Origin of the sequence: Schaalia suimastitidis DSM 15538 (genome assembly GCF_000429105.1) — a bacterium.
In the GTDB taxonomy this organism is placed as follows: Bacteria; Actinomycetota; Actinomycetes; order Actinomycetales; family Actinomycetaceae; genus Pauljensenia; species Pauljensenia suimastitidis.
Genome location: NZ_AUBF01000012.1, coordinates 61,274 through 74,117 on the forward strand (window position 1 = coordinate 61,274; position 12,844 = coordinate 74,117).

Here is a 12,844-nt window from a genome sequence, read left to right on the forward strand (position 1 = left end):
TGTCTATTCCTTGGTATCACGCGCGTCAAACTGCGCCGAAGGCGCAGACGCATCGGAGGCGGTACTTATTGATGTGACCGCATCGACCTGTCCTGCCGTGCGTCGAATGACGTTGCCAAGCACAGCGTCCGATTGGGCGCCTCGACGTTGCAAGCCAAGGGCGTCACGTAATAGTTCAACAAGCTCTGCCTGGCTACGCTCCACCCTGTCAGAACGAATCCACAGGGCAAGTTCATCAAGCTGATCGTCACCATAGGCAGCCAGCGGGAGGCCTCGCGCAACCGCAGGACGTGGCCCACGAGCAGGCACACTACTCGATTCATCGTCGTCCGATGCGGCGCCATTCGATTGGGCGGGCGCCGCAGAAGCATGTTCCTCACGCACATGCGTATCATCGTTGTCGATGACCAGATCCAACTCAACAGGCAAGGTCTCGTCAAGGTCGTCAGCCATATCCACATGCGGCACCACAATTTCAACCTGTTGATGTCCCGTGGCCTCATCCACGGCGTCAAGGACCAGTTGAACGATCGTCTCAGCAACTTTAGCGGGGTCAATGAAGACCGGCATGGACAGGGCGGTGTAGACCTTCCACCCTTGGGCTTCCAAAAGGGCAGGCAGCACCCGGTCACGCATTCGCTGTGACGGCTGGGCAACGTAACTTTCGTCGTCGGTGAGAACCGCTAAAAGCAGACGCCCAGGTATCTCGGGATGGCCGATTGCGAGTGGAATACGCATACCGCCGGGGATTCCCACATTGGGGACAACTTCTAAGCCTTTGCTGTACAGGCGCTCGGCAAGGTCCAGGAGCAACCGGTCAGGTGCAGCTTGAAGTGTTGGCCACGAGTCGGAACCCAGACCTGACTGTCCTTCAGCTATTTCAAGCAGGTCAATCATCATCTGTGCGCCTTGGGCGTGTACGCGCCCACGATCAATGTCGTCAGCGCGCAGGCTTGAGATCAGCGTCATTTCACCGCGGACCGTCGCTAAGGCAGCCACCATATACGCCACGCCGTCACGGGTGGAGAGCACACCGAAGTCGTGGATGACGCGTCCGTGTGGCGTCTTGGCGTAGCCGACGGTCATGATGACATGATCACGGCTGATACCTCGTGCACCATCGGGGTCCACAACAACAAAGGGTTCTGGGGCGTCGGGGTTGAAGAACGAGGCGACGCCATGCTCTCGCGCGAGTGCGCGGTTAAGTTCAGCCTCGATACGTGAGCGGTGGCGCGCATTGAGGGCAACTACGGCCAGGCTGCGGTCAGGGAATTCGATGGCGTGCGCAAGAACCGCCTCGATAACTGCGGCGATTTCCTGCTCGGTTGATTCCACTGCCGCGGTGTTGAGGGCGGGCATCCCGTTGCCGTTAACCCACGTGGCACTGATAGGCGCACCCACAGATGTCCACGGCACCGGCACCCCCAGGAAACCCACACCATGCCGAGCCAGGAGCAGAGCCACCTGGTCATTGAGGCGACGCGGTGCCACTTCCATACGCATCTGCGGCAAGATCTTCGTCAATGCCACAACGCTTCCGTCGCTACTGGCGCCGTCGAGGTCAGCGAGCAGCACCACTTGGTTGGCGCGGGCAATTATGGGGACAAGTTCGGCTAGCGACAGGTTATCAACGTCATCAAGTACTAGCAGGTCAACGCGTTGTTGGGCTGGCAGTATCCACGGGACAAGGCTGGGCACAGTCAGTACAATCGGCACCATGGCGCGCGTCATGGGGTATTTTGCGTACAGTTCCACCGCGCGGGTGGAGGTACTGAGTGCTGTCTGTAGTTGAGCAACGTCGTCTACTTCGGAAGCGAGGATGCTCCGCCTGCGGCGACGCAGTTGTGTGAGAACCTGGGGTGCCAGTGTGTCCACCTGTTGTTGGTCTAGGCGGCGCCCTTCCGCGAGGCGCTGTTCTAGGTGGACAGGGTCGAAACCACCTAGGCTCGGTTCGCTGGCGATCATCAGCGCAAGAACGGACGCCCACCAGGCTAAATCGAGCTCAGGATCAATGAGCTCTTCAGGAATATGTCGTTTACGGAAATCCTGTGTGAGGCTATCGAGGCCAATGGCCGCAAGTGCTTTCAGAACTGCGACACGCTTGGGAAGTTCTTTTGCGCCTTGCGGGTCTGCTTCGAGGCGGTCAAAAAGGTGCGCCAAGTCGGCGATTGGCATGCGCGACAGGTCTCGATGCGAGGTAGCAAATACGGGCGCAAGACGGTCAATGTCGTCGCACACCGCGCGCGTGAGCGCGATGGCTTCGTCAAGGTGCTGGGGCAGGGTTGGCCATCCGTCAGCGTCGCAGTGCTGCCGCCAAATATCACGGCGTTCCTGAACGACCAGCAGTTCTCGGTGGAGATCTTTCACGTGGACGCCCGGGCGGACAAGATCTTTCGCTTGTTTCACTAGGCGCACCCGCTGGGAGCGCGACATCGTGATGCCGTGTTCGCGGCGCCATGTCGCTGGGGCGGTGGCGAATACCATATCTGCTGCTGAACGTTCGAAGATACGTGGCAGGAAGGTGTCGAGGACGTCTCTTACGCCTTCAAACATGGACAGTTGTGCTTCCCATTGCCGCAGGTTCAGTGCGGGACGTATCCCTGTTTCGGCGGCAAGGGTCGTCATATTGACGCGCAGCACCGGCAGGTGTTCGCGTGCCAGACGTGAGACGCGTTCAAGGATGTCACTGACTTGTTCGCCAGAGTTAATGACAATACCTTGCCATGCGGCGTGTTCTGATGTCCGTGAGAAGATTCCGAGTTGGCTTGCACGGTGCAGCAGATCACGGGCGCGTTTGCCTCGGTCGGAGGCGATATCGAGAAGGATATCTTCCCGGAGACGCACCTTTGTTCGCGGCTTCGGGTTCGCTGCTGTCAGGTCGGTGAGGACTTGCAGGGCATCGAATGCGCTGATACCGAAGGCTTTGAATGGTTTGTGCAGTTGGGTGGTGTGGGCGTTAAGGGCTGCCCGGATTTCGGTAAGCCGACTGCGCATATTGTCAATATCGGTGCTGTCTGCTGCCGGTGAGGTATCAGTCATTGCTGCGTGCAGGCGGTCCCTTAGCAGCTGCGTGCTGGTGGCGCTACCATCAATGGGGGCGACGATTTCTTCGAGGCCAAGGTCGACAAGTCGCGTGTGGACACGGCTGCTGCGTTGCGGGTTTCCGCAAATGTGAACGGTGGTGCGTCCCACGGAGGCAGCGTCGGCAAGTATAGCGCTGGTCAGTGTGGTGTCATCAGCACCGTCAGGCAAGTCAATGACCAGGGAACGACCTGCGGCGATAGCTTCAATGGCATCGTGCTGGCGTGGCGTGAGGTCTCCGACGCCCAGTTCCTTCCATGGGTCGCGGTCGCGAGGGTTAGGTTTGGGCAGGTCCTGCTGGAGGTCGGCAATGTGGGTGCTTTCGCCTGCGAGTGCCCGAATGAAGGTGGATCGGCTCAGGATGTCTTTGCGGTCGAGTTCGCGTAGCAGGTGCGATGCGGGGTGTTCGTATATGCCGAAGGCGAGTTCGTCTTTGAGTTCGAAATGTTCAAGGTCGCGTGCGGCTTCTTTAAGGCCTGCGATGAGGCGGGAGGAGGAAAATCCGTGGACGGTGGTGGCGCCTCGCAGAAGCGCATCAAGGTCAATACTCACTCCTGCTCGTGCCAGGGCGGTGGCAAATTCGGGGGCAAGCTGCGCACCGGAAGTGAGGGTGAGGAGGATGTCGCCTTCGCTGCGTTCAACGTGAAGGGGCCGCAGCAAGGCGGGCGAGGACACGGTTTCGTCTGCGGTGGTCCACGTGGCGCGTCCGATGGCAAGGTGGATGGGTCCAACGCCGTGGTATCGGGTCAGTTCAGCGCTGCGTGCGGCGATGGCTTTCGCTTTCGACATTGCCGAGGCCTGGGCGACGGGTTCGCGTACAAGGTTCGATAGGCGGGTGGTGTGTTCGGCGTAGAGTTGTGCAAGTCCCCCTGGGTGGGGGGCGGTGAGTTGAAGCCGTGGCGTGTCTTTGTCGTCCTCGGTGGAGGTGATGCGAGTAAGGTGCGCATGCCAAGTGTCCAGGGCAGCGTCAAAGGCTGCTAGTGATGACTCTTGTGGAGTTTCGCTAGCTCCAGTGTCGGCGCTTCGACTGTTGGCGTTGAAGGGACGCGTAAAGAATGTGGCCACTCCTCAACGGTAGTTTGCTCATGCGACGTTGGCAGCCAGAAGCGCCGTAAAGGTTCATATTTTGAGTCTGCACACACCTGGGGCGGGGTGTTTTGCACACTTGGAGGGGCTTGTTTTCGTGCCTTGCTTGGCTTTGTGCTATGGCGCTTCGTCCCTGCAGTGTCCGCGCTGCGGCGCCTCGTCCCTGCAGTGCACTTTCTTCGCTTGTGGCACCTTATTGACGAAGCACTGCCTAGACTGTTCCTGTGACCACCTTTCGTGCGCTATTTGACCTACTTGCCTCACGTGTTGACGCTGGACGATGGTGGCCGGCGCAGACTGATTTTGAGGTGATGGTTGGGGCAGTGCTCACACAAAATACGTCGTGGACGAATGTGTGTTTAGCGTTAGACAATTTGCGTGACGCCAATATGCTGCATGCGCAGGCATTGGCACATTGCGACAAGGCCCATCTTGAGTCCCTTATTCGCCCTGCAGGTTTTTTCCGCGCTAAATCAGCGTATTTGCAGAGTTTATCGGCGTGGTATATCGCCAACGGTGATGCGGCCGCACAATTGAGCACCGACAGTCTGCGTCAACATCTGCTTGCTCTTGTCGGCGTTGGTCCTGAAACAGCTGACGATATTGTGCTGTATGTGTATCGCAGACCTGTGTTCATCTATGACCTATATGCACGGCGCCTGTTGGAGGCCGCGAATATGGGGGCGTATCGCACTTACGAGGCCGCGCGCCGTAGCTTGGATACCCAGTTTCACGAAGCGGGTTTTTCTGCTGACGAGGCGGGGCATTTTCATGGTCTGATTGTCGAGGCCGGTAAGGTGGCACGTACTTTAGGAGGGTGGCAGGTGGCGTTCCCATTGCTGCAGGAAGGCACCTCTTTTCAACGCCCGTAAGGGCCGCCTACAGTGGAGGCGACCGGGCTATTTGCAGGTGGAGGTGATGTGGTGGGCGCAGCGCACGACCATGGACACGGACACAACCACGGGATAGGTTCAGGTGACCATCGTGGACGTTTATGGGTGGCTTTTGCGTTGACCTTGACCATTGTTATTGCCCAAGCGGTGGGCGCTGTGCTGACGGGCAGTCTTGCATTGTTGACGGATACAGCCCATGCGCTTACTGACGCGTCCGGGTTACTTGTGGCGGTAATTGCCGCAACGATGATGGTGCGCCCGGCGACGCCGCGACGCACATGGGGTTTTCGTCGTATCGAGGTACTTGCCGCATTTGGGCAGTCGACGCTGCTTTTGGCGGTCGGCCTTTATGCGGCATTTGAAGGTATTCAGCGCCTATTTGCGCCACCTGAGGTTCCCTCGCTTGAACTGTTGGTATTCGGCGTTGTTGGTCTTGTAGCAAATGGTGCTGCTGTCGTTGTTCTTTCATCACAGCGCGCGGCAAATTTCAATATGCGGGCAGCCTTTTTGGAAGTACTCAATGACGCGTTGGGGTCAGTGGGTGTGATTGTGGCGGCCATCGTCATCTCGACCACAGGTTTTCAGCAGGCGGACGCGATTGCTGGCCTTTTTATTGCTGCGTTGATTGTGCCGCGCGCTGCACGACTCATGCGAGAAACAACGGCTGTGCTGATGGAGTTCACACCCGCTGGTCTTGATTTGGACGCGGTGCGACGCCATATTTTGAGTGTTGACCATGTGAGGGAGGTTCACGATCTCCATGCCTCAACGGTTGCCACAGGCTTGCCAACCATTTCGGCGCATATTGTGGTGGACGATGAGTGTTTTACTGACGGCAATGCCGCCGTTGTGCTGATGAAGGTGCGGCGTTGTGTCGCAGAGCATTTTGAAGTATCCGTGCAGCATTCGACATTCCAAATTGAAACTGAAGCACTGAGTCAATCGGAACCTTCTAGCATGAAACACCCTTAACATTGACGTTAGTCAGCGATTACAGTTCGTGGGCGGTGATGGAGGTCCAATGTCGGGAAGTGATGATCTTATTGCGTGCGTTAATGCGTGGCATGACGCCAATGAGCATGAACGAATTGTCGAGGCCATTGAGACAGTTTCGTCGGCAGAGCGGGGATATGCACTGACGTGCCTTTTAGCTCGCGCCTATAACAACCTTGCGCAGCCAGGGGCATCGAATTTCTCGCAGCTGTTAGGCAAGGCACTTGAGCTGCTTGCGTCGGTGGCCGATGAGGGGAAGACTGACCCACTGTGGCATTTCCGCACCGGATACGCGTTGTACTATCTGGATCGAGACGATGAGGCCCTTGCTGCTTTCCAGGCCGCACTTGAACTTGACCCTACAGACGAGGTGGCTGTTCAGTTCCGCGATTCGTGCCTGGCCATTATTCGACGGCGCGATAGCGTTGCTAATACCTATGCCCACACTTTTAAGCAAAATGCTGAGCACCCGCAGGTGCGTAAAAGGCGAAACTAAGGGGTTCATCAATAACGGACCCGTCAAAGTTTCGTGCGCGTTGCGCATCCAGGCGAAGCGACACGCGCTCTACGCGCTTTAGGTACCCGGGCGTAGAGCGCCATCGCGGGCAAATTGAAGTGCGGGGAACCCACGCACCTTGCGTACCCGGGCGAATCGGCACGTGCCTTGCGTACCCGAGCAATGCCTCGTCAATTGGAATTGGGGGTGCGCGCAGCTGCTTCTCGCGCTTGAAGGACCTCTTGCATGTGGGTGCGTGCCCACGATTCTAGGCCCGCGAGCGGTTCGATCAACGTGCGCCCGAGTTCGGTGAGTTCATAGTCAACGCGAGGAGGGATCTGCGGTGTCACTGTACGTGTGACTAGGCCATCTTCTTCGAGGCCACGCAGTGTTTGGGTGAGCATCTTTTGAGAGATGCCGTCGACGGCTTTCTTTAATTCGCCGAAACGTCGTGGGCCTTCCTCTAGTGACCCGATGACGAGTACCGTCCAACGGTCCCCGATCCGGTCAAGCAGTCGGCGGGTAGGGCAGTCACGGTTATAGGGGTCCCATTGGGTGACTTCCAAAATACGGGTCGGCATTAAGACTCCTTTGTGTGTGGGTACGTGTATATGCGGATACTCTGGCGATGTGTGGCTAGTGGTCGGCAGATCGTCAGGCGCGTCCACCAAGACGCACAGGTCATCCATGGACACCACATTAACACCTAGTTACCATTTGGTTCCTAATTACCTAAAGATACTATGGTATCTATCGGGCTTTAAATGGGCATAAAGGGTGCGGGCGAGACACCGACCTTGCAGATAACGAACTGCTAGCACGAAAGGCACAGCATTGACCGCAGACAATCACCACCTTGCCTTTCTCATCGAAATGCTTGCGGGCAATTCGTTGCCTGCAGACATTGATATCCGCACGGCACCTGAGGGTGACCTAGCGACGATCTTTCGCGCGCTAATGAATCAGTGGGACACACGCCCGTTACCTCCAACGTTCTACGAACAACAGGACGCATGGCTTCAGACGCAGGCACAACGCAAAGGCGTTGTCACCATCGAAGAAACTACGCCCAGTCCAGTGGATCACCGCTTGCGCCTGTGGCGCGGCGACATTACACGCCTGGCCGTTGACGCCATTGTCAACGCTGCTAACCAGCAGATGCTTGGCTGTTTTGCCCGGGACACCACTGCATAGACAACGCGATACATTCTGCCGCGGGACTCCAACTGCGGGCGGCCTGCGCCGACTACATGAGAGCGAAGGGTCCCACATATGTGGAACCGACCGGAAAGGCCCTTGTTACACCCGGCTTTAACCTACCTGCGAAGTACGTGATCCACACGGTCGGACCTATCGTCGGAGGCGTCGAACCGTCGCCTGAGCAACGAGAACTGCTCGCCACCTCGTATCGCTCATGTTTGCAGGCAGCGCACAATACCAACCTGCGTTCCATCGCATTGTGCTGTATTTCCACGGGAGTCTTTGGATTCCCACAAGAGGCGGCCAGCGCTATCGCCATCAAGCAGGCACAGCATTTCCTGGCTTCCCTCCCAACCGACACAGATTTTTCGATTGTCTTTAACGTCTTTACGGAGCGTGACTATGTCCTTTACGCACAACACCTTGGACTCTAAGAGCCGCGCAGATCTGGCCTGGGTACGCGAGCAATTAGAGCAAGCCGACGCTGTGCTCATCGGTGCTGGCGCAGGTTTGTCGGCCGCTGACGGATTCGAGTATTCAGGGAAGTGGTTTGCCACGCATTTCGCAGATTTTGTTGGCGTGTACGGATTCACCGATGCCTACAGCGCAGGCTTTTATCCTTTCAGTACCCCTGAAGAAAAATGGGGGTATTGGAGTCGCTATATCTACCACAACCGTTACGATCGCCAACCTGGGCAGACCTACGCGGATCTCCTACGCATGGTTGAAAGCAAAGAGTATTTTGTTCTCACCACGAATGTTGACCACTGTTTTCAACGCGCAGGCTTTGATAAACACCGCCTGTTCTACACGCAGGGCGACTACGGGCTATTCCAATGTGCAACACCATGCCACGACACCACCTACGACAACGCCGAGCAGATACAAGCAATGGTGTCACAGCAGAAAAACCGACGGATCCCCAGCGAGTTGCTGCCCACTTGTCCACGCTGCGGTGAAGCGATGGACACTAACCTTCGTGCTGATGGACGTTTCGTGCAAGACGCCGGGTGGTATGCGGCAGCTGAACGCTACAGCGCCTTTGTCCAGGCGCACGGCCACGGCAAGATTTTCCTCCTCGAACTTGGAGTAGGCGCAAATACGCCTGGCATCATCAAGTACCCATTCTGGAAGCTCACCGCCTCCAACCCGCAGGCACGTTACGCCTCGATTAGTTTGGATGCAGCGCTACCAAGCCAGCTTTCCAAACAAGGCCGAGCACTGCCCATGGATATTCGCCACGGCTTGCAAATCCTGATGCAGGGTGGTGCTGCCTGAGGCGCCACCCCCGTTGGCGGTAGGAGCAGAGCGCACACCCGGGTGAGATTGCCGCAGGTCCAGGCGTACCGTGTGCAAGACCTAGTGGAGAGCGTGCAGACCCTGGTGTGGCGTGCGCAAATCCTGGCGTAGGCCGGATCCTTTGCCCACGTCGCGGCAGTCCTGCGGAAGACGTCCGCGACGCATACCCGTCGGCTTTGGTGCTGTAGGCCACTCGTACACTGCACCCGAGATGACGCTGAGCCACGCCTTTGTCACAATGGTCCAGTGAGTCGATACGTCAAAAAGCGCGTGAATAGGCGAGGCAAAATACTTACCATTATCTGCGCAGTCTTAGTCGCGCTGACTGCGTGGACCACATGGGAAAACCTCACCGTCGACGCTACCCGCATTGAGGTGACCTCCGCGCATCTGCCAGCAGGTTTCGATGGCTACACCATCGCCCAGGTTTCCGATTTTCACAACACGACCGTCGCTACTCACCATTCGATGCTGCTGGACTTACTCCGTCAGGCTCGGCCAGACATTATTGCCTTTACTGGCGACCTAGTCGATTCCAACCGCACAAATATTGCGGTGGCCGTTGACTTCGTCAGCCGCGCCTGCCGCATTGCCCCGTGTTACTACGTCACAGGGAACCATGAGGCCAGGCTCGGCGCACAGTACACCGACCTTGAACGGCAACTTCGCGGCTTAGGTGTGCATGTGCTGCGCAATGAGCACGTCACGCTGACGCGCGCCGACCATGCCATTGATGTGCTTGGTATTGACGACCCCGATATGAGCGGCAGGACAGGTGCGTCGGCAAGCGATATTGTCGCCTCGGAAATTGCCGAGGCGAAGGCCACGGCACGCTACAGTGTGCTTTTATCGCACCGACCCGAGCACCTGCGGACCTATGCGGATGCTGGCGTAAATCTGGTGTTTGCGGGTCATGCGCACGGTGGGCAGATTCGCCTGCCATTCATAGGTGGCCTGGTAGCGCCTGATCAGGGATTTTTTCCTCGTTTCGACGCGGGTACATATACGAAGAAAAATACGACAATGGTGGTGAGCCGCGGTATTGGCAACAGTATCTTCCCAGTCCGTTTCAATAACCGTCCTGAACTGGTCGTGGTGACGCTGCGTCAAAGAGGTTGATGTCTCTGACGGGACGGCTGCTTCATGTCGCTTGCGCACCTTGGTCTAGCTTGCGCCTGGAAAGTCTGGTAGGAATGAGTGATGCATTCACTCTGGTTTAATATCGGCGTTGCTGACCTTGAAAAATCGGCCGCTTTCTTCACTGCGATTGGTTTCGAACAAGATTCACATATGCCCCAAGCGATGCGGCGCGTGACGTTGCCGGACGGCAGCTACATTATGTTGTTCCCACACGAAGCCTTAGAGCAGTTCCTCCCTGTTCCCTACGAAAACACGCGCACTGAAGTATTGATCAGCATCGGGGTGGAAACGCGCGATGAAGTGGCTGAGGTCATCGCTAGGGTCGAGGAGGCTGGCGGGACTGTCACTGCTCCCCCGATGGAGTTCAATGGCATGTTCGGCGCAGGCTTTACCGACTTGGACGGCCATCATTTTAATTTGCTTGTGATTCCGAAGGGCTGACGGGGCCTTCCTCGCCCTCCCGAGGTAGGCGAAGGTCCTCCCGAGGCGAACGCTTGGCCTTCTTCCAAGGTGGGCCAAGGTACGCACCCGCCCTCCCAAGTGGGCGCTTTGCTGTCCGCAGTGGGCGTTGGTTGCGCCCATCGCGAGATGCCCACGATTGCGCCCCTCATGAGCGACCTGTTCTACGTGTCGATACGGACAATCTCCGTCAATGCTTTGTTTCGGTACACCAGATCATCACGCACCGTGAAGCCAAGTTGCTCCCAAAATGCGTTACCTGAGGTGTTGCGATCAAAGACTACAAGGGCAACTTTTGCAATTCCTTGTTCTTCAAGAGCTTTTAGCGACGCGTCCACCAGTGCGCGCCCAATTTGTTGACCGCGACATTGAGGGTGAACTGCCGTGTGGTAAATGTAGCCGCGACGTCCGTCATGCCCAGCCATAATCACACCGATGAGTTCATCCGTTTCGGCAACGAAGCATGTGGTGGGGTTGCGGGAAAGAAATGCGCTAATCCCCTGGCGGGAATCGTCAAGATCATTGAGACCCATACCGCTGCACGACATCCACAGTGAATAGACCGCGTCATAGTCGGCAATAGTCATTGGTCTGATCTGCATAACGCGCTCCTCATTTTGGCTCAACCGTACCGGAAAACACCACTAATGGTGACGTTACCCTTGTCCTGAACGAAGATTACTCACAACCTGCGCTAGAGGGGTGTGAGGCGAATCAGGCGAGTACCCAACAGTGGATCGATGAGGAAATGGGGACCTGCAACGATGATCCCGCGGCCTTCATCAAGGAGCGCCCGAACCCATCACTCACCGCCTCCTATGAAGAGCCTTACGAGGCTGAAGTTGCGTTGTTTGTGTGGTTAGTTCTCTTTTCGAGGGCGGCCGCGCGCCCGCATCGGGGCGACATCGGGTGCTCGGCCAGCTTCTTTCAGTGCGCGGCGAATAATCACTTCGATTTGAGCGTTAACGGATCGAAGGTCATCCGCCGCCCACCTTGCAACAGCTGCATGAACTGCAGGGTCAAGCCTCAACAAGAGTTGTTTGCGAGTGTTTTTTGCGCTTGCGTTTTCGTCACGAGCCACGCCCACAAGTCCTTCAACGTTGCTGCTGGAGGACTCGCAGGCGGATGTTTGATCGCGGGTCACCATTGTATTGTCAGCAATACACAGACTATGCGTAAAGTGAGCCAGCGTTAATCACAGGTGTTGTGCGCTGTTCGGAACAAAGAACGACCAAGAGGTTGGACACCATTTGTGCCTTACGGTCTTCGTCAAGAACAACAATATTCTCGTTTTCAAGGCGATTGAGCGCTTGTTCAACCATGCTGACAGCACCTTCAACAATCTGTTCACGCGCAGAAATAATGGCGCCAGCTTGCTGACGCTGCAGCATCGCTTGAGCAATTTCGGGCGCGTATGCCAGAGAAGAGATGCGCATTCGGACTGAGTCTTGACGAATTGTTCGTATTCTTCTACCGCATATACCGCACGAGCAGTGTCAACGACTTACCAGACGATAATGGCGGCAATATTAATCGGGTTACCATCAGAGTCATTAACTTTAAGTTCATTCGTCTCGAAGTTATGTACCTTGATGGAGATCTTTCTCCTGCTCCTCCCTCATAATCCGCGCCGCCCATGCGGCAGCAGTGCGATGCAAAGAAGCGGGTATCCCCTGCTGCATGGCCCGCGCGTCCGCCGCCCAATAATCCGCATCGCACCTGTACGTACGCGCAAGCGGATACGGAGTGTCGGGTACTGCGCTAGCGTGCTCCACCTGCTCGCACAGTTCGTCGATGATCTGATCCTGGGTGTCCTCAAGCGCGGCGAGAGCCATCATGATGTTCACCGGGTCTTGGGGTGTGCGTCTCCCTGTCTCCCAGAGGGAGACAGCAGTCTGTTTCACGCCCAGCAGTCGAGCCAGGTCGTCTTGGCTGAGTCCGAGCGCTCCGCGGCGCGCCCGCAACTCAAGGCTAAAGGTATTTTTGTCCATACGATGCTTCCTTGCTCATGGGGTTTGGGCTATACCAGTACCCACTGGAATGACAGTATCACGCGACCTTCTCCAACGACCCTAGCGCACAAGAACAATAAAAGTTTGCAAGTTGGATCTGGCGAAATTAAACCTGGATGGGAAGTTTTGAGATCGGTTCGTAATCTCGTTCGCTTGCGGGCATTAAATATTCACAGGCAATTTTG

13 protein-coding genes and 1 pseudogene are annotated in these 12,844 nt (G+C 56.8%); 8 read left to right on the forward strand and 6 right to left on the reverse strand.

The features are described 5' to 3' along the window. Window positions 1-3 precede the first annotated feature (3 nt). Entirely contained in the window at window positions 4-4,146 is a 4,143-nt protein-coding gene (locus G438_RS11200; RefSeq protein ID WP_084403166.1) for a prevent-host-death family protein, read from the reverse strand. Window positions 4,147-4,391: 245 nt separating this feature from the next. Here G438_RS11200 and G438_RS0106430 point away from each other — a divergent pair, with 245 nt between their 5' ends. The 3 genes from G438_RS0106430 to G438_RS11205 are packed head-to-tail and all read left to right on the forward strand — an operon-like array spanning window position 4,392 to window position 6,549. Continuing rightward, window positions 4,392-5,039: an endonuclease III domain-containing protein gene (locus G438_RS0106430; RefSeq protein WP_026460610.1), complete on the forward strand. Its 648-nt coding sequence runs from the start codon at window positions 4,392-4,394 to the stop codon at window positions 5,037-5,039. 51 nt (window positions 5,040-5,090) lie between these two features. Next, a complete protein-coding gene (locus G438_RS0106435) occupies window positions 5,091-6,032 on the forward strand; it encodes a cation diffusion facilitator family transporter (RefSeq protein ID WP_026460611.1) in 942 nt (313 codons plus the stop codon). A 49-nt stretch (window positions 6,033-6,081) separates the two neighbouring features. Beyond that, window positions 6,082-6,549 carry a tetratricopeptide repeat protein gene (locus G438_RS11205; RefSeq protein ID WP_051259375.1) on the forward strand — a complete coding sequence of 156 codons (468 nt, stop codon included), beginning with the start codon at window positions 6,082-6,084 and terminating at the stop codon, window positions 6,547-6,549. A 191-nt stretch (window positions 6,550-6,740) separates the two neighbouring features. Here G438_RS11205 and G438_RS0106445 read toward each other — a convergent pair whose 3' ends face one another. After that, the gene (locus G438_RS0106445) at window positions 6,741-7,130 is read right to left on the reverse strand and encodes a winged helix-turn-helix transcriptional regulator (protein ID WP_026460612.1); all 390 of its coding nucleotides are present in this window, start codon (window positions 7,128-7,130) and stop codon (window positions 6,741-6,743) included. 253 nt (window positions 7,131-7,383) lie between these two features. Between G438_RS0106445 and G438_RS12655 the strand changes: the two genes are divergently transcribed. From G438_RS12655 to G438_RS0106465, 5 genes are all read left to right on the forward strand, one after another. Further along, window positions 7,384-7,743: a macro domain-containing protein gene (locus G438_RS12655; protein ID WP_240471008.1), complete on the forward strand. Its 360-nt coding sequence runs from the start codon at window positions 7,384-7,386 to the stop codon at window positions 7,741-7,743. 32 nt (window positions 7,744-7,775) lie between these two features. Next, a complete protein-coding gene (locus G438_RS12660) occupies window positions 7,776-8,183 on the forward strand; it encodes a macro domain-containing protein (RefSeq protein WP_240471016.1) in 408 nt (135 codons plus the stop codon). After that, window positions 8,152-9,027, forward strand: coding sequence for an SIR2 family NAD-dependent protein deacylase (locus G438_RS11215; RefSeq protein ID WP_034285512.1), 876 nt, complete (start codon window positions 8,152-8,154; stop codon window positions 9,025-9,027). Before G438_RS12660 ends, G438_RS11215 begins: the two co-directional genes overlap by 32 nt. A 267-nt stretch (window positions 9,028-9,294) precedes the next feature. Next, window positions 9,295-10,167 carry a metallophosphoesterase gene (locus G438_RS0106460; RefSeq protein WP_205618419.1) on the forward strand — a complete coding sequence of 291 codons (873 nt, stop codon included), beginning with the start codon at window positions 9,295-9,297 and terminating at the stop codon, window positions 10,165-10,167. Between the two features lie 81 nt (window positions 10,168-10,248). After that, window positions 10,249-10,629 (forward strand): VOC family protein, encoded by a 381-nt coding sequence (locus G438_RS0106465; RefSeq protein ID WP_034285515.1) that lies wholly within the window; start codon window positions 10,249-10,251, stop codon window positions 10,627-10,629. A 182-nt stretch (window positions 10,630-10,811) separates the two neighbouring features. On the opposite strand, the gene G438_RS0106470 is transcribed toward G438_RS0106465, so the two are convergent. The 4 genes and pseudogenes from G438_RS0106470 to G438_RS12015 all read right to left on the reverse strand — a co-directional run bounded on the left by G438_RS0106470 (window position 10,812) and on the right by G438_RS12015 (window position 12,638). Further along, the gene (locus G438_RS0106470) at window positions 10,812-11,249 is read right to left on the reverse strand and encodes a GNAT family N-acetyltransferase (protein ID WP_026460615.1); all 438 of its coding nucleotides are present in this window, start codon (window positions 11,247-11,249) and stop codon (window positions 10,812-10,814) included. 257 nt (window positions 11,250-11,506) lie between these two features. Further along, the gene (locus G438_RS11220; RefSeq protein ID WP_051259385.1) at window positions 11,507-11,728 is read right to left on the reverse strand and encodes a type II toxin-antitoxin system antitoxin; all 222 of its coding nucleotides are present in this window, start codon (window positions 11,726-11,728) and stop codon (window positions 11,507-11,509) included. A gap of 88 nt (window positions 11,729-11,816) precedes the next feature. After that, a pseudogene (locus tag G438_RS12255) lies at window positions 11,817-12,253 on the reverse strand (SPFH domain-containing protein); the annotation flags it as partial. Continuing rightward, on the reverse strand, window positions 12,228-12,638 hold the full coding sequence (locus tag G438_RS12015) for a helix-turn-helix domain-containing protein (RefSeq protein ID WP_051259376.1): 411 nt from the start codon (window positions 12,636-12,638) through the stop codon (window positions 12,228-12,230). The gene G438_RS12015 and the pseudogene G438_RS12255, both read right to left, overlap by 26 nt. Window positions 12,639-12,844 lie beyond the last annotated feature (206 nt).

What these genes read in the sequence shown, in the direction of transcription:
- G438_RS0106465 (WP_034285515.1), top strand. Translation starts at nt 10,249, where the DNA reads ATGCATTCACTCTGGTTTAATATCGGCGTTGCTGACCTTGAAAAATCG.
- G438_RS11215 (WP_034285512.1), top strand. Translation starts at nt 8,152, where the DNA reads ATGTCCTTTACGCACAACACCTTGGACTCTAAGAGCCGCGCAGATCTG.
- G438_RS11205 (WP_051259375.1), top strand. Translation starts at nt 6,082, where the DNA reads ATGTCGGGAAGTGATGATCTTATTGCGTGCGTTAATGCGTGGCATGAC.
- G438_RS0106470 (WP_026460615.1), bottom strand. Translation starts at nt 11,249, where the DNA reads ATGCAGATCAGACCAATGACTATTGCCGACTATGACGCGGTCTATTCA.
- G438_RS0106445 (WP_026460612.1), bottom strand. Translation starts at nt 7,130, where the DNA reads ATGCCGACCCGTATTTTGGAAGTCACCCAATGGGACCCCTATAACCGT.
- G438_RS12015 (WP_051259376.1), bottom strand. Translation starts at nt 12,638, where the DNA reads ATGGACAAAAATACCTTTAGCCTTGAGTTGCGGGCGCGCCGCGGAGCG.